We start from the raw sequence: 15,565 nt of genomic DNA, 5'->3' as shown, positions 1-15,565 counted from the left end.
AATCCCAGTACGAGAGCGCATAATCGAAGCTTCTTCGTTGACGAGACTTGAAATGCAACGTAGCCTTTTCCCGCTTGGAAAGAATCGGGCGAGACGAGGAACCCCTTATGGCAAGAGCGTTGGATGTGACCCGGATGCGAGCTCGCGTCTCCGAGCTGCTCGCGGAGTACCGGATCCCGAGCGCCGCGATCGGCGTCCTCAGCGGCGGAGAGATCACCGACTTCGCCGTCGGCGTCAAGAACATCTCCACGCGGGAGCCCGCGACGACCGACACCATCTACCAGTGCGGCTCCGTATCCAAGACATGGACCGCCCTCGCCTTCATGCGGCTCGTCGACGAGGGGAAAGTCGCCCTGGACGAGCCGGTGCGGACCTACCTCCCCGATTTCCGGGTCGCCGACCCCGGCGTCAGCGCCGAAGTCACACCCCGCCATCTCCTCAACCACACCAACGGCATCGAGGAGAACTACGGAGACCCGGGCGAGGACGACGACGTGTACAAGCGCATGGTGGAGAACATCGCCGGCGCATGCCAGGTCCACCCCTTGGGCCACACTCACGGCTACAGCGCGGCCCTGGGCTACGCGATCCTCGCCCGCGTCATGGAGGTGATCGACGGCAAGCGGTGGGACGACATCATGAAGGATCGCCTGTTCGACCCCCTGGGACTGACCTCGACGAGCAGCCGGCGTGAGCACGCGGACCAGAACCGGGCCGCGACCGGATGCCTGATCCGATCCCTCGAAGAGGGACCCATCCTCTCACCGCTGGGTCACCTGCCGCGCTCCTTCGGCCCCGGAGGCAACGTCAGCACGACAGCCCGGGAATTGCTCACGATGGCGTACGTCTTCCTTAACGAAGGAAAGGCGCCGAACGGGACCAGAATCGTCTCACCCGGCATCATCCGCGAGATGACGGAGTCGCGGGTCCCCATACCTGACCCGTACATGTTCGGGCCGGAATGGGCACTCGGCCTCATCGTGTGCGATTGGCACGGCCAAACCGTCTACGCCCACGACGGCAGTGCGGTCAGCCAGAGCGCCCGCCTGCGGATCCTGCCGGAATCGAACATCGCCGTCTCTATGCTGGCGAACGCCGGGCCGCGCGACAGCTTCTACCGGAAGGCGTTCAACGAAATCCTGGCCGACCTCGGCGCGGTCACGATCCCCGACCTGCCGGAGCCCGACCCGACCCTGGCCCTCGATCTTTCCAGGTACGAAGGCTCCTACGAGCGCCCCGGCACCAGCTACGAAGTGGCGGCCGAACGCGGAAAACTCCACCTCAAATTCACCCTGAACCCCATGGAGGCGCAACTCCTCAATAAACCAGAACAGCTCGACTACGAGCTTTCCCCGATCAGCGAAACCCACTTCTTGATGCCTTCGGACGATCCGCTCGAGGACCCTCAGACCGTCGCGATCTACGACTTCAAGAATGGTGTCGCACAGTATCTTCACACCAATTGCCGAGTAAATCCGAGAGTCAATGAGGAGAGCGCCACGGTGCACGTCATGGCTGTTTCCACGATTTCTGACAACGACGGTTTCTGGGCTTCTCTGAAGAAGGCGTTCGGCCGGCTTCCCAAGGGTGCCAAGTGGACGCTGGCGGTGGCGAGCACCGACGGGACCAAGGCAGTGAACGTCATCGTCCATGACTCGATCGACGGCGTCAGGAGCTTCTTCGAGGATCACGCCGGCCCCTTCGCCACGACGGAATACTTCGAGGCCGACGCGTCCAACGCGGTCGGTCTCCCGGCGACCTAGCCGCTCCTTGCACTGTCATCCGCCCAAGCCGCGATGGCGGCGCACCATTCGGATCCATTTTCCCGCTTGAGGGTACGTGCGATCCTCGACCACCACGTTCAGGCCGCCCGCGACCCGGGTCGTCGGGGACCTCCGCGCGGCCTCCGCCGCCGAGGCGCTCGACGCCGACGCCGCCCTGTTCGCCGCCGCGCTCGCCGACGTCGAGCGGCAGCTCACCGAACGGATCGAGGAGCTGATCGCGCGCCGTGACACGCTGCACCGGCTCGCCGATGGTGACCGGGCTCTGCTGCCCGACCGCGCTGTGGCGCTGCTGGAGCGGATGCTCGGACTCGGCTTCACCGCAGACGAGGTGGCGGTCACCAGGGAGGGCTGGGTGCTGGCCCAAGGCCCTGGTCCCAGAAGGCTTCGACGACTACCTCACCCATTTCGCGCACGCCCTCGAAGACACCCGGCTCGTCGCCTTGGGCAAGCGCGCAGCCGAAGCCGCGGCCTGGGAACCGGACGATCCCCGCCTCGCCGAGCTGGCCACCGCCGTGGCCGACCACTACCTCGCCAACCCCGTACTGCTGAAGACCGTGACCGGCCTGCAAATCCCGGCGCAGCGCGTGCAGGGATTCGCCCTTGTCGAGCCGGCGAGAGATCTTGCCCCGCTGGGTGGTTCGGAGCCGTTCCTCGTCGCGGCCGGGGCGCATTACCGGCCGCTGGCCTGCCGGAGCGCCTCGCCGAGCTTCTCGGTGCTGGTCACACCGACAATCAGCTCGCCGCTCTCGAAGACGAACCTCGGCACGGTGGTGACGCCCTCCCGTCGCGCTGCGGCCACTTGCTCACGTACCTCGGCGCCCCCCTCCTCGGTTGCGAGGAAGTCCCGCACCCGGCCGCCATCCAAGCCGACCCGCTCGGCCAGCTCGGTGAGTCGCGTGTGGTCGGCGACGTTCACGCCGTCGCGGAAGTACGCGTCGAAGAGCGCGGTCGCCAGCGCGGCCTGTACCTCGGCACCGTGCTCGTGCAGGGCGAGCCACCGCAGCCGGTGCGCGGTCAAGGTGTTGACCGCCACCGCACGGTCGAACCGGTACTCGATTCCTTCACCGGCACCGAGCCGTGTCATCTCCGCGACCATCGCCTCAGCCTGTTCCGGACCGAACATCTCGACCACCGTGTCCATCAGTGGCCGGGGCTCCTCGGGCGCGTCGGGAATGAGCTGGTACGGACGATGGATGAGTTCGACGTCCGGTTCTGCACCGGCCGCGGCCACCGCGCGGTGGAACTGGTGCGTGCCGAGGCGGCACCACGGGCACGCGATATCGCCGTATACCTCTACCTTCATCCTGGGTCCTTTCTCGTGTGGAGGTAGCCGATGCGTCGGGGACGCGGGTGGTGTCGCCATGACCTCGGTCTGAAAAACGTCCACGTGAGGTGTCGGCGGAGTAGAGCGCGTGGATCAGGTCGGCCCGGGCCGGGGATCGGCGCTCGTGGTGGGGTCCCGGAGCACTCGGAGGGCGTGGGACCATGCGAGGACTTCATCCAGCATGGTCGTCAGGGCGGTTTCTTGGCGTTCGCCGGGGGCACAGACGCCGGCCTTGGAGTCGGTGAAGTCGAAGTCGAAGTACGGGTTGATCGCGACTTGGGCGTGTACGTCGGCGACTTTGATCTCGCCCATGGTCTGCCGTAGTTGTTCGGCGGCGCGGGTGCCGCCGTAGACCCCGTAGCTGACGATCCCGGCTGCCTTGTCGTTCCATTCCGCGTACAGATAGTCGATGGCGTTTTTCAGCGCGGCGGGGATGGCGCTGTTGTACTCCGGGGTGACGAACACGAACCCATCGAACCTGCCGATCGTGGCCGCCCACCGCTTGGTGTGTGCGTTTTGGTAGTAACCGATGACCGCGGGCGCGGGCTCATCCAGCAACGGCAGCCCGTAGTCGGCTATGTCGACGAGTTCGAGGCCGGCCTCCCCGGCCTTGACGGCGGGGTGCCGGCCGGCGGCCTCGGCGACCCACCGGGCCACGTCCTCTACGCGCCGCCCGGGGCGGGTGCTGCCCAGAATGATCGCGATCTGGATCATGGGCCTCTTCCTTAGGTTCTGTCTCGGTCGGGGCATGAACTTTTGCTCGCCGCCAGGTTGGTGCCGGCGTGGCCGCCGATCACGAGCGCCTCGTGACCGGGGTCGTGAAGCACCCCAACGGGGTTGACGTGTGGCGCGCCGTCCGGGCCGGCCGCGGCCGGCCGCCCGAGCAGCCCGCGCAGCGGCCCCGGTTCAGGAATGCGCTCTCACCGTCGGTGAAGGTGCTCATGCCTACGAGCGTCCCTGCGCTGGGCGTGTCGGGCCAGGCTGCGGTTTTCCTAGCCCTGGCAGGGCCAGGCTCGCCGTGAATACAATCGCAGTTGATGAGGGAGACAGAGCTGGGCGCGTTTCTACGCGCGCACCGGGAGGCGGTCCCACCGGCCGCGGTCGGGCTCCCGAACGGGAACCGGCGCCGCACACCCGGGCTGCGCCGGGCCGAGCTGGCCACGCTCGCCGGCGTCAGCGTGGATTACCTCACCCGGCTGGAGCAGGGGCGCGACCGCAGCCCGTCCGCCCAGGTGCTCGCCGCGCTCGCGGAGACGCTGGGTCTGTCCCGTGACGAGCGGATCCACCTGCACCGGCTGGCGAAGGCCACCGGCGGCGGCGCGTGCGACGGGGCCGCCACGGCGCGGGCCCGGACGGTGCGCCCGACCGTGCAGGCGCTGCTGGACCGGCTCGAGCCCGCGCCGGCGCTGGTCGCCAATCGGCCCGGCGACCTGCTCGCGTGGACGGCCGGGTTCGCGCGGCTCGCCGTCCCGACCGGCCTGCTGGAGGCCGAGCCGCCGAACCTGGTCCGGTACGTATTCACCGACCCGCGGGCACACGACGCCCACCCGGACTGGGACGTGGTCGCCGGCGAGCGAGCCGCCGCGCTGCGGGCCGCGGCCGCGCTCGGCGACCCGCACGCGGCGCTGCTCGCTGAGGAGCTGACGATCACCGCCGGCGCCCGCTTCCGCGACCGGTTCGAGGGCTCGGCCGCACTGCCCCCGCGCACCGGCGTCGAGCGGTGGGCGCACCAGGAGGTGGGGGAGATGCGGCTGGCGTACGAGAGCCTGGAGCTGCCGGACCCCGACGAGCAGCGGCTGGTGGTCTACCTCGCCTCCGACGAGGCCACCGCCGCCGCCCTCGACCGGCTCACCGACCATCACCCCACCGCCTCGAGCACGGCGGCGGACTAGACAGTGCCGACCACGATCCACGAGCCCATCGCCAGCGGGCCGGCCCGCGTGCCTAACACGGTAGGCGTCGCGGCGGTGATGGACCGATAGGCCTGGGCGGCTCGGTGGTTCGCGCCCGCTGGGCAACGCTGTCAGGATCATGACGAGCCGTGGGTGCTACGGCAGGGCTCAGTCGAGTGAAGTCTGGTCCGCGATGTCGATGCCGGCCGAGCGCAGATGCGCCTCGACCAGCGCGGTCAGCCGAGCCCAGGCTGGCTTCTGCTCTTCTCGGTGGTGGGTGAGCAGGCTGTACCGGATCGCGCCGTCGGTGCGGGCCTGGAGTCCGGCCGGGATCGAGGACGGGTGGGATCCGCGCTCTCACCGGCACCGACGCCGTGCACTCTGCGATCCGGGCATACTGCAACCGAATCATCACACGGGAGACGCCAACGCATGAATACACCACCATCGCCACCTGGAGCCGAGCGGACTGACGGATCATCCGTCCAGATCGGCGCTCTCGTTCCGCTAAGTCGGCCTGGCTGGGTCGAGGCAGGCCAACACTTGCTCGCTGGACTCGAGCTGGCCGTTCGCGACGTCAATGACGCCGGCGGGATCGTCGGAAGACCACTCGAGCTGGTGGTCCGAGACACCGCGGCTGATCCACAGAAGGCCGCGGCGGCCGTAGATGAATTGGCTCGCCTGGGCGTGGCTGCCTTGGCGGGGGAGTATCACAGCGTCGTCGCCCGCGCCGCCGCCGCCAGGGCCGATGCCCTCGGCCTGCCGTTCCTCTGCTCATCAGCGGTTCTCGACGCGCTCACCGAACAGCCAACGGAATGGGTCGCGCGCCTCGCCCCGGCGCAGTCCCACGGCTGGCAGATCTACGCGGACTTCCTCCTCAGCGCGGGCCACAATCGAATCGCCGTAGCAGCCGAGTCGAGTGTCTACTGGGCATCTGGGGCCCGCATTCTGCGGGACCACCTCGCTCCACGTGGCGGCACCGTCATCGAACTCGACATGCGCGCGCTCGCCCCCACGGCCGTGTGCGACGAACTCGTCGACAATCGCGCGACAGCCCTCCTTCTTCTGGTCGGCCACCCGGAGCCGGCAGTGTCGATCGTCAAGTCGGTCCGCAGCGACCAGCGCCTCGCCGAGATCATGATTGGTGCTCCGGCCGGGCAACCGGAGTTCGCCGAATGGGCGACGTTGCTGGGCGACGACAGCGCCGCGATCCCGTTCTTGCGCTACCTGCCCGAGCGCCTCAGCCCACTCGGCGCACGAGTCGAGACGGCCCTCCGCGAGCGGCTGGCCCAAGCGCCCTCCTTCGTCGCCTTCGAGGGCTACGACACGGTCGCCGTCCTCGCCGATGTGCTGCGTTCTCACGGCGCGGACCGGGCGCGCACCGCCGGATCCTGGCCGCGCGTTACAGTTGAAGGCACCCGCGGGCAGATCCAGTTCTCCCGCACGCTAGGCATCAGCGTTTGGCAATGGGCTTGGACGCCAATCCAAGTCGTGGATCGAGATCCGGCGCAACCCGATCGCTTTCGGATCCTTCACGCCAGCTGAGAGAGCACGGACGGTCACCATCGAGCTCCACGTCGCCGATAACTCGCGACAGATGAATAGTGAGCTCACCAGTACCGAGGCCGTTCCACAAGGCCGGTGCCGCCGGGCGAGCTGGGCTTCTCCGCGCTCCGTTTGACTGATGTGAGGCGGGCCTGCCCAACCGGTGCGGGCAGCAACTTGTACCAGTCTGGGTGACGAGTAGGCGAAGACCAAGCTCCGCTGCGTCGACAGCGATGAGGTCGCGGTTGCGTTCGGCCCACCGGCCTGAGACAAGGTCATCACGGAGGCTGCGCACTGCCCGCTGCTCAGCCTCCGGCCCGACTCTGGCCCACACCGATACTCCACGACGTACGCGATCATCCAGGTACGCCTCGGGCCGGCGCCAGTGGGCATTCGCCTGCGGGCGCTGCGTCTTGACCCGCTCCTCCCAGCGGCGGACCAGGGCGTTGTCGAGGAGGGAGCCGAGAAAGCCGGGCCGCCGAAGCTTCGAGATCTCAGGGCCTGTTCTGGCTCACGTCAACCCCGACGGACGGTTCCGCCTCGACATGAAACCCCGGCTCGATCTCGCTGTGGTGTGAACGGACCTTTGACGGAGCCGATGGCAGCGCTTGCAGCCGCCATGACCGCTTCCCCACGCTACGACTGGCCGTACCCGCCGAAGAGGTCGGCCTGCGCCCGGACCGCCGACATCTACGGGGTCAAGAGCCTCCCGGCCACCTGGGACGCGTGACCGCGAGCCGGTGAGGGGCGAGGTCGCGTACGGCCCGCCTGCAGCGAGGTGAACACGATCGTGGCCGCGGCATGCGGAACGCACCCGTCCCTCCCACGCCGCAGCGCCCTGCCGATGGCGGCGATAGTCTCCCGCCGCCCTTCGTCGCTCACCCACCTGCCGAGAACGGACGGATCGAGCCCGCGGCCGTCAGCATCGCGAGCCTGAACAGCGCCGCCCGGCTGAACCGGATCGCCGAGAAAGCCGGCTACGTGAAGATCACCAAGGTGCATGTCGGCAAACGCCCGCGGACCTGGCTGCCGCTCACCGCCCAGGGCCGCCGGCCGCTTCCATGGCGCCTACCAGCCGGCTCCGTCACAGCGACCTGCTTGCATTGAAGCTCTCGGCTCCAAGGACATTCAGCAGAGCCAGCGCCTCGGCGCCAGGGGATCCTGGTGGCGCGCTGTAGAGCACGAGGTGCTGGTCGCGGTCCGTGAGCGTGAGCGAGTCGCAGTCGACGGTGATCTCCCCGACGACCGGGTGACGGAAGGTCTTCGTGAGCATCGGCGCGGCCTGCACGTCGTGCTGCTCCCAGAGCCGGCTGAAGTCGGGGCTGGCGTCGCGGAGCTCGTCGACGAGGCCGGTCACCGCGGGATCCGTCGGGTAGCGTGCGAGGGCGGCACGGAGCTCCATGACGACCTGGTGCCGGAACTCGGCGGCGTCGGAGATCCCGTACAGCGTCGTGTCGGGTCGCGCCGGCCCGAGGAATGCCCGGCGCGCGAGATTGCGGTCCTTTGGGGCGAGCTGGGCAAAGTCCTCCATGAGCGCGGCCGCGAGGTCGTTCCACGCGAGCACCTCGAACGCGGCGGAGATCACGAAAGCGGCTGTCTGCGGCAGCCGCTCGAGGAGCGTGAGGATGCTCGGGCGGACGTCGCGCCGGTGCAGCCGGGTACGGGTCGGCGCAGTGCCCGCGAGGACGTGGAGGTAGTCGGACTCGGCGTCGGTGAGCCGTAGCGCGCCTGCGATCCCGGCGAGGACCTCGCCCGATGGTCGCGGCGCCCTGCCCTGCTCGAGCCGGACGTAGTACTCCGTGGAGATGTGCGCGAGGACCGCGGCCTCCTCGCGGCGCAGACCCGGTGTCCGGCGTCGAGGACCGGAGGGGAGGCCGACGTCCTGCAGCCGGAGCCGTTCGCGACGGCTGCGGAGGAACGCCCCGAGCTCCTGCTTGTCCATACCCCCCATTCTGCACGCCGCGCGGCGGCGGATCCTGGTACCGCCTGTGCCTGCATCCGGCCTGGAGGCCGGCCTGACACTGTCGTCATGACGAACAACATTGACATCGCACCCATCGGCCTGCTCACCGGCAAGGTTGTGTTCATCACCGGTGCCAGCCGCGGCATCGGGGCGGCGGCGGCCCGGCTCTTCGCCTCCGAGGGTGCCGCCGTCGTGCTCGCCGCCCGCAGCACGGACGCCCTCGACCGCATCGTCACCGAGGTCCGCGCCGGCGGAGGCGTCGCCGACGCCGTCACCCTGGACCTCGCCGACCGTGCGAGCATCCGCGCGGCGGTCGACCGCGTCGAGGAGCTGCACGGACGGCTCGACGGCGCCTTCAACAACGGCGCGGCGATCCAGCAGCCCGGCCCGCTCGACACGACGAGCGATGAGGACATCGACGAGCAGTTCGCCGTGAACTTCCGCTCGCACTGGACCGCCATGACCGCCGAGGCCGCACTCATGCGACGGAACGGTGGCGGGGCGATCGTCAACACCTCGAGCATCGGCAGCCGCCGCGCGAACCCCGCCCTCCCCGCATACGGCGCCATGAAGCGCGCGCTCAACAGCATCACCGAGACTGCCGCGGTGAGCTGGGCCCGTGATGGCATCCGGGTGAACGGCATCACCCCCGGCGGCACCGCCACGGAGATGATCGACACGTGGGAGGCGGCGACCCCCGGCATCGTCGAGCAAGCGAAGGCGTCGATCCCGCTCGGCCGGATGGCCGAGCCCCACGAAGTCGCCGAAGCGGCCGCATGGCTGCTCAGCAACCGCGCCTCGATGGTGACCGGCGCGATCGTGCCGGTGGACGGCGGCGCCGGCGCCTGAAAGGGAGAGCCCGTGCAAGCCGTGACGGCACCGCGCCGTACCTCAGCAAACGCCACGCTGGCGGCGGACAGCCTGGAGGCCGGTCCGCTCAGCGTTCTGGAGCGGCCCTGGCATGACCGGGGACCCGCCCCCCGATCCGCGAAGTCGTCGGGGAGGACCCCTGTGGAGCTCGCCGAGGAGTTCTTCGAAACCACCCGGAGGGTCAATGGATCAGCCGCGAGCGGGAACGGCTGACCAACGCCATGGATCAGGTCACCGTGCGGCATCACCGTCGGCTCGGCCTGGTCGACTAACTGGCTCGCGACACTTCTGGCTACCGACGGTACGCCTCGGCCGCGCTGACGATTGATCCGGCGTCCCGCCAAGCAGTGAAGCAACCGTTCGCGCCTGGGGGTTGAGCAGAAGTCGGTCGGGGGGTGCGTGTGGCTGCGGCCTAGCGTGACATTCCGTTCGATTCGCGGTGACGCCGAAGTGGCCACTGGTGACGTGGCGGTCAATGATCTCCTGCTTACTGTCGATACGTTCTACGGCTGAGGAACGGCTGCCAGGTTCACCACGCGTACGCCGCCGCCCTGCGTCCAGTAGATGACACCGCGACCTGCCGACCACTGCCTGCCACCTGACGTCCCGAGTTCGGCGCCCTCGAAGGTCACAGTCGTCTCCGTGCGGGCGTCGTAGATTTCTCCGGAACCGGTGAAGAACCGATCCTGATACGGGTAGCCGCGCAACCCTTGGTGGACCTGGTTCCAGCCGCCGTCGCTGCGTTGCACGACGGCATCCTCGTTCCTCGTCCCAGTGCACCAAGTCGGCCCGCAGCGCAGGCCCTGCGCCCCCGACGCGGGGTGGATCCTGATGGTCCGCCCGGTCTGCAGGTTGACGACCTTTGTCGGATTCTTGCGGATGTCGAGAGGCTCGTCGGTCGCCCACGGCCACTCCACGAGCTGCAGCCCCTTGGACCGGGCCACCCGTTCGGGAGCCCCCCCGTTGATCGTCATCCGCCAGACGCCATCCAGCGGTGCTGACCAGACGACATCCTGGCCGGCGAGCGCGATGCGATCGACGTTCTCTCCCGGGATCGGCCCGACCTTCCTCGCCTTCCCGCCGGCCCGCAACGGGGCGACCCAGGCATGCCCGTCGGCGAGCCAGACCACCCGCTCACGGTCGACGGCGAGGTATTGCGGAGCCTGTGCGAGGGCGGCGACGGTTCTTGAACGCTTTGAGGCGGCGTCGTAGAGCTCGAGCGTTCCCCGCTCGGCCCAGACCAGGACCTCTGTGGCGCTGATCGCCGCCAGTGGCTTGGAGCGTCCCGGCATGGTGAACACGGCCTGCGGCCAAACCCGCTCGACCGCGTTTCTCCCCGGGTCCGCCGTGCCCACGACAACATGCGGTGCCGGCCGGGCGACCAGCATGCCCCATCCCAGGGCCGCCGCGCAGACCGCCACGAGCGTCCCTTTTGCCCTCCTGCGCACCCGGTGACGCCGCTTGGTCATCACGCCGTGCAGCACGTCCCGGTTCTCGGCCCGATCGGCGATGGTGCGCAACGCCTGGGCCAGCTTTTCCTCGGTTGTCATCTTCACCTGCCCGTGAGTGCGTCCGCACGGACGCGGAGTGTGGCCAGCGCGCGCGAGGCCTGGCTGCGGACGGTCGCCTGCGAGATGCCGAGTCTCGCCGCGATCTCCTCGTCGGCGAGGTCCTCGTAGTAGCGCAGCACCAGCACCGTGCGCTGTCTGGCCGGTAAGGCCCGCAGACGCTGCCATATCTCGCCGAGCTCGGGTTCGTCCTCATGGACCGGCGAGGGAACCTCAGCCGTGAGGTGCTCCCGCCGTCGCCTGCGCCACCAGCTCACATGCTGCCGGGCCATGATCGTTCGCACGTAGCCCTCGGGGTCGTCCTTGTTGCGCACCCGCCGCCATGAGGAGCTCAACTTGAGCAGCGCCTCCTGGACCAGATCGGCCGCGTCATCAGCGCTGCCGGTCAGCACCAGGCCGTAGCGCAGCAGCGCATGACTTCTGGCGCGGACGAACTCCTCGAACTCCACCTTCCAGGGACGCACAGGCCGGCGTTCTCGTTGCAAAAACTTTCCAGGTCAATCTGCTCGGCATCCCGGCCCCGGGCGCCTATCTGGGACCGGAAGATGCGTCTCCGGAGAAGCCCGCCGACCACGTGGCCGGCCCTGTCTACTGAGCTGGCTTGGCCTTGTCAGCCATGCCGGCCTGCCCGCCGCGGAGCACCTCTTTCAAGAGCTTGTCCAGGGCCTTCGGGTGCTCCTGCATCAGGTCGACTGCGGCGTCCCTGCCGGTCAGCGAGGCGGTCAGGGTCTTGCTGCCGTCGGGCGTGCTGTACATCAGCGCCCCGTAGCCCAAGACGCTGCCGTTGTGGTGGAAGATGGTGCCGGCGCAGTTCTGGCCGCTGTCCTGTACGGACAGCCCGAGGCCGTAGTCGAGTGCGCCGCTCTTGGGGTACGGCTTGCGCATCTCGGCCAGCAGCCGGGCCGGCGGGAGCCGCTGGCAGACCTCGGCCCAGTCGGTGACCAACCGCGCTCTTGAGCGGCTCCGAACATCGGCCCAGACGAGCCGCTGCTGCCGTGGGGCGATGTGCCACACATCCTCAACCGCGGACCAGTCGCGCTCAACCTCTTCCAGGAACCGCCGATGCATCCGATGCATCCGACGCATCCCTGACATGGCGTGGCGGCCAACGTCCAGACCACCCAGACACGCCTCAGAGCTGAGAGACGAAGACCTGCGGGCGTTGACGGTCGCGGCTTGCCGACGCGGGTGGACACCTGAGGCGGTCGGCCTTCGCCTCTCGCCGCAGCCGTTCGCTCGGGGAGCAATGCCGCGATGCCTGCCTCCGTCAGGGATGGCGCGTGAACGAACCGCTCCTCGGCGATGCCGCGCTCACGCTCCTCGGGCGGGCACTTTCCAGCGACTCGCCCAAGGTCCACAGCGCGACGCCGATCAGCACGAGGTCCTTGAGGAGGAACTGCCCGGGCTGGCCGGACAGGACCGGAAGCCCGTTGACCACGGCGTAGATCACCCCAGGGGTGGTGAACAGGAAACTCAGCGTGCCCAGGAACAACACCACCGCGATGGCGCTGCCCACAGCGGAGACTCGAGGCCAGAGCGGGTGAAGGGCGATGAGTGCGGCGGTGACGATCTCCACAGTGCCCAGCGCGTTCGCGACCATGGCATAGCTGAACAGATCGTAAAGCCAGCTCATCAGGGGGCTGTGCTCGATCAGCGTCCGGCTGTCCATCTTGACGTACTTGCCCGCGCCGATCCACGCCAGGACGACGACCAGCCCGTACCGGCTCACCAACCGGCCGACCGCCGAGATCTGGCCGCCGGCTCTTTCCAGGGACACCGCCAAGTCAGGGATACCAGGCATGAAAGCTCCTTCCTCATTTGCCGGAAGGAAATCCCCTCCCGGAAGCGCCACGACCAGGCCCGGGAACGGATCACCCGGGTGCCGAATCGGTGGCCATATCGTGTTGGCGTCGCCGCTGCGCGGAGTCTTACCTTCGAATTCGCGGCTGTGCGCAGGTCGGTAGCATGAAGACATGGCGACGCCACACCATTCGGTGGGCGGGGCCTCGGCCGCCCGCGCCTCGCTCGACGCCGAGTCGGGTGAGTGGGTGCAGGCGCTGCACGGATCCCGGGCGGAGCGGCAGGCGGCCATCGAGGGACTGCACGCGTTGCTTCTGCGGATCACCAGGATCGAAGTGAACAGGCGGAGTGCGCGGCTGAGCGTCACCGGCCCCGAACTGGACGACCTTGCGCTTCAGGCCGCGGACGACGCGCTGCTTGCCATCACCGCCAAGATCGACGACTTCCAGGGGGAGAGCACATTCACGACCTGGGCCTACAAGTTCGTCGTCTTGGAGGTGTCGGCGAAGATCGGGCGGCATTTCTGGCGTGACCCCGGGGTCCGCCTCGAAGGCGAGGATTGGGAGCGGCTGCCCGACCGGTTCGGGTTCGACCCGGCCAAGGAGTCGGAATGGCGCGACCTGCTCGCCGCGCTGCGCCGGGCCGTGGAGGAAGAACTGACCGAACGGCAACGCCGGATCTTCGTCGCGCTGGTCCTCACCGGAGTTCCGCTGGACGCCCTGGCCATCGAGACGATGTTCGACGCCAGACGTAAGCTCCGGGCCGTCCTCGCCGCGAACGGTTATATGGACGACGACATGTCGAGGCGGCCATGAACGGCTGGGCTGAACTGGACCGCTTCCTCCGCACCGACCCCCGTGACGTGGGATGTATGGTGGCGGTCCATCATCGCTACGCGGAGGTGCAGGGCCGGCGGCTGTTCTACCGTGAGGCGGGTCCCGCGGACGCGCCGGCCCTGGTGCTCCTGCACGGATTTCCCACCAGCTCGTTCATGTTCCGCGGCCTCGTCCCCGCGCTGGCCGACGACTACCACGTCATCGCCCCCGACCATCTGGGCTTCGGGCTCTCCGACGCGCCACCCGCAGACGAGTTCACCTACACCTTCGACGCGCTGACCGACTTGACCGCCGCCCTGCTCGACCACCTGGGTGTCTCCCGTTACGCCATCTACGTACAGGACTACGGCGCCCCGATCGGATGGCGCCTCGCCCTGAACGACCCGGCAGCGATCAGCGCGATCACCACCCAGAACGGCAACGCCTACGAGGCCGGCTTCGTCGACGCCTTCTGGCGGACCGTCTGGGACTACCAGCGCGAGCAGACCCCGCAGACCGAGGCGGCGATCCGCAAGGCGCTCACACTCGATGCGATCAAGTGGCAGTACCTTACCGGCGTACCTGACCCGACCCTCGTCAGCCCGCAAACCTGGCACCACGATCACGCCCTGGTCTCGCGCCCCGGCAACGACCGCATCCAACTGGCCCTGTTCCACGACTACGCCACCAATCCGCCGCTCTACCCCCGCCTGCACTACCTGCGCACCCACCGGCCACCGCTGCTGGCCGTCTGGGGAAAGGGCGATGAGATCTTCGCGCCCGCCGGCGCCCGTGCCTTCGCCGACGACGTGCCCAGTGCGCGTGTCCACCTCCTCGACGGCGGCCACTTCCTCCTGGAAAGCGCGCTCGACGAGGTCGTCCCGCTCATCCGGGACTTCCTCGGCGACAACTTGCCGGGCAAGGCAGGTTGACGAGCAGTTGATCCTCCCCACTTCGATGTCGAGAACTTCGATCTGGGCACCAAGGAGGTTCATGTTCGCGGTCCTGGCCGCGGCCGCGTCAGGATCGGCGAGACCGAGCTCGGCTACGCCGAACTCGCCCTCCGCTGTGCGGTCACCAAGGTCGATCAGGAGGCCGAAGGGAGTCACTGCGCACCCTGGCGGGCTATCGCCGGGCGGCTCAGGGCGGAGTCGCGTTCGGCGTCAGATTCGCCGTGCTCAGATCCGGGCGGCTGGTGGTCGGCGACAGGGTAGAGGCCACCTCGTGGGGGCGTCCGAGCCCGCTTGGCCCGACCGCTCCGCAGACTCGGGCAGGGGGTCATGGCCGGCGGGCTTCCTAGGCGCTGGCCGCGGGCGCGGGCGGCGGCCAGGCGCTCGTGGGTGCCTTCCACGAGGAGCTCCGCGTGCGCGACGACTTCAGCTACGGGCCCGCGGCGGCGTTCCCCCGATATCGGTGCTCGCTGGATTCGTCAGGATCGCGCTCGCGACAACATCGAAGAGATGATCGGCTCGCGCATCGTGACGCACGAAGCGTGAAGTGCGGACTGCGCGTCCTCAATGGCAGTCATCATCGACGCTACAACGCCGCGATGCCGACACACACGATGAGGGCGATCCGGGTGCATGAGTACGGCGGCCCTGAGGTTCTGCGTTACGACGAGGTGCCGATTCCCAAGCCGAGGCCGGGTGAGGTGCTCGTTCGCGTTCACGCGGTCGGCGTCAATCCTGCGGACTGGTACCTGCGCGACGGGCTGACCAACCTGCCTCCGGAGACGAGGCCGAAGTTCAGCTTGCCCGTTATTCCGGGGACGGACGTGTCGGGCGTCGTCGAGGCCGTAGCCGCGGACGTAGACGGCCTCTCCGCCGGTGATGAAGTCTTCGGTCTCCTTCGCTTTCCCAGCTTCGATGGCAGCGCATATGCCGAGTACGTGGCCGCCGTTTTGCTCCTTGGTCACCATGAGCTGGCCGCGGGCGCGGGCGTCGGCTCGGATCGGTTCGCCGGAGCGGGGCCAGGCGCGGGACGGTCGGTGGTGTAGGCGCGTGC

Annotated in this window: 16 protein-coding genes and 1 pseudogene; 9 read left to right on the top strand and 8 right to left on the bottom strand. The window is 68.6% G+C overall.

The genetic code is table 11. The annotated features are described in order from the left end of the window. Positions 1–107: 107 nt before the first annotated feature. Complete coding sequence (locus tag ITP53_RS29375; protein WP_195898706.1) at positions 108–1,763, top strand: serine hydrolase; 1,656 nt, start codon at positions 108–110, stop codon at positions 1,761–1,763. A 356-nt stretch (positions 1,764–2,119) separates the two neighbouring features. On the opposite strand, the gene ITP53_RS29370 is transcribed toward ITP53_RS29375, so the two are convergent. From ITP53_RS29370 to ITP53_RS29360, 3 genes are all read right to left on the bottom strand, one after another. Next, a complete protein-coding gene (locus tag ITP53_RS29370; protein ID WP_195898705.1) occupies positions 2,120–2,455 on the bottom strand; it encodes a hypothetical protein in 336 nt (111 codons plus the stop codon). Next, the gene (locus ITP53_RS29365) at positions 2,455–3,087 is read right to left on the bottom strand and encodes a DsbA family oxidoreductase (protein WP_195898704.1); all 633 of its coding nucleotides are present in this window, start codon (positions 3,085–3,087) and stop codon (positions 2,455–2,457) included. Before ITP53_RS29365 ends, ITP53_RS29370 begins: the two co-directional genes overlap by 1 nt. 114 nt (positions 3,088–3,201) lie before the next feature. Further along, positions 3,202–3,822 carry an NADPH-dependent FMN reductase gene (locus ITP53_RS29360; protein WP_195898703.1) on the bottom strand — a complete coding sequence of 207 codons (621 nt, stop codon included), beginning with the start codon at positions 3,820–3,822 and terminating at the stop codon, positions 3,202–3,204. Between the two features lie 323 nt (positions 3,823–4,145). On the opposite strand from ITP53_RS29360, the gene ITP53_RS29355 reads away from it, so the two are divergent. The 4 genes and pseudogenes from ITP53_RS29355 (at position 4,146) to ITP53_RS29345 (ending at position 7,652) form a co-directional block, all read left to right on the top strand. After that, positions 4,146–5,000 carry a helix-turn-helix transcriptional regulator gene (locus tag ITP53_RS29355; protein WP_195898702.1) on the top strand — a complete coding sequence of 285 codons (855 nt, stop codon included), beginning with the start codon at positions 4,146–4,148 and terminating at the stop codon, positions 4,998–5,000. Between the two features lie 432 nt (positions 5,001–5,432). Next, entirely contained in the window at positions 5,433–6,545 is a 1,113-nt protein-coding gene (locus ITP53_RS29350) for an ABC transporter substrate-binding protein (protein ID WP_195898701.1), read from the top strand. A gap of 624 nt (positions 6,546–7,169) precedes the next feature. Beyond that, positions 7,170–7,275: pseudogene (locus ITP53_RS61270) on the top strand (cytochrome P450); the annotation flags it as partial. Positions 7,276–7,346: 71 nt separating this feature from the next. Further along, on the top strand, positions 7,347–7,652 hold the full coding sequence (locus ITP53_RS29345) for a transcriptional regulator (protein ID WP_195898700.1): 306 nt from the start codon (positions 7,347–7,349) through the stop codon (positions 7,650–7,652). Here ITP53_RS29345 and ITP53_RS29340 read toward each other — a convergent pair. Next, on the bottom strand, positions 7,630–8,487 hold the full coding sequence (locus ITP53_RS29340) for a helix-turn-helix transcriptional regulator (protein ID WP_195898699.1): 858 nt from the start codon (positions 8,485–8,487) through the stop codon (positions 7,630–7,632). The genes ITP53_RS29345 and ITP53_RS29340 overlap by 23 nt on opposite strands. Before the next feature lie 87 nt (positions 8,488–8,574). On the opposite strand from ITP53_RS29340, the gene ITP53_RS29335 reads away from it, so the two are divergent. Then, entirely contained in the window at positions 8,575–9,357 is a 783-nt protein-coding gene (locus ITP53_RS29335; protein WP_195898698.1) for an SDR family NAD(P)-dependent oxidoreductase, read from the top strand. 524 nt (positions 9,358–9,881) lie between these two features. On the opposite strand, the gene ITP53_RS29330 is transcribed toward ITP53_RS29335, so the two are convergent. From ITP53_RS29330 to ITP53_RS29315, 4 genes are all read right to left on the bottom strand, one after another. Then, entirely contained in the window at positions 9,882–10,928 is a 1,047-nt protein-coding gene (locus ITP53_RS29330; protein WP_195898697.1) for a hypothetical protein, read from the bottom strand. 2 nt (positions 10,929–10,930) lie between these two features. Further along, positions 10,931–11,410, bottom strand: coding sequence for a SigE family RNA polymerase sigma factor (locus tag ITP53_RS29325; RefSeq protein ID WP_328816134.1), 480 nt, complete (start codon positions 11,408–11,410; stop codon positions 10,931–10,933). 124 nt (positions 11,411–11,534) lie between these two features. After that, positions 11,535–12,023 (bottom strand): hypothetical protein, encoded by a 489-nt coding sequence (locus ITP53_RS29320; protein ID WP_195898695.1) that lies wholly within the window; start codon positions 12,021–12,023, stop codon positions 11,535–11,537. Positions 12,024–12,213: 190 nt separating this feature from the next. Next, positions 12,214–12,747 carry a YkgB family protein gene (locus ITP53_RS29315; RefSeq protein WP_195898694.1) on the bottom strand — a complete coding sequence of 178 codons (534 nt, stop codon included), beginning with the start codon at positions 12,745–12,747 and terminating at the stop codon, positions 12,214–12,216. Positions 12,748–12,919: 172 nt separating this feature from the next. On the opposite strand from ITP53_RS29315, the gene ITP53_RS29310 reads away from it, so the two are divergent. The 3 genes from ITP53_RS29310 to ITP53_RS56245 all read left to right on the top strand — a co-directional run bounded on the left by ITP53_RS29310 (position 12,920) and on the right by ITP53_RS56245 (position 15,557). Further along, positions 12,920–13,561, top strand: a complete 642-nt coding sequence (locus ITP53_RS29310) for an RNA polymerase sigma factor (protein WP_195898693.1) — start codon at positions 12,920–12,922, stop codon at positions 13,559–13,561. Further along, positions 13,558–14,493 (top strand): alpha/beta fold hydrolase, encoded by a 936-nt coding sequence (locus tag ITP53_RS29305; RefSeq protein ID WP_456238105.1) that lies wholly within the window; start codon positions 13,558–13,560, stop codon positions 14,491–14,493. The genes ITP53_RS29310 and ITP53_RS29305 overlap by 4 nt, the downstream gene beginning before the upstream one ends. A gap of 431 nt (positions 14,494–14,924) precedes the next feature. Beyond that, complete coding sequence (locus ITP53_RS56245; RefSeq protein ID WP_207756568.1) at positions 14,925–15,557, top strand: alcohol dehydrogenase catalytic domain-containing protein; 633 nt, start codon at positions 14,925–14,927, stop codon at positions 15,555–15,557. Positions 15,558–15,565 lie beyond the last annotated feature (8 nt).

The sequence above is a fragment of the Nonomuraea cypriaca genome, from assembly GCF_015645445.1.
Lineage (GTDB): Bacteria > Actinomycetota > Actinomycetes > Streptosporangiales > Streptosporangiaceae > Nonomuraea > Nonomuraea cypriaca.
Note: the sequence above shows the minus strand (reverse complement) of the source record. Positions and strands in the feature narration are given on the sequence as shown.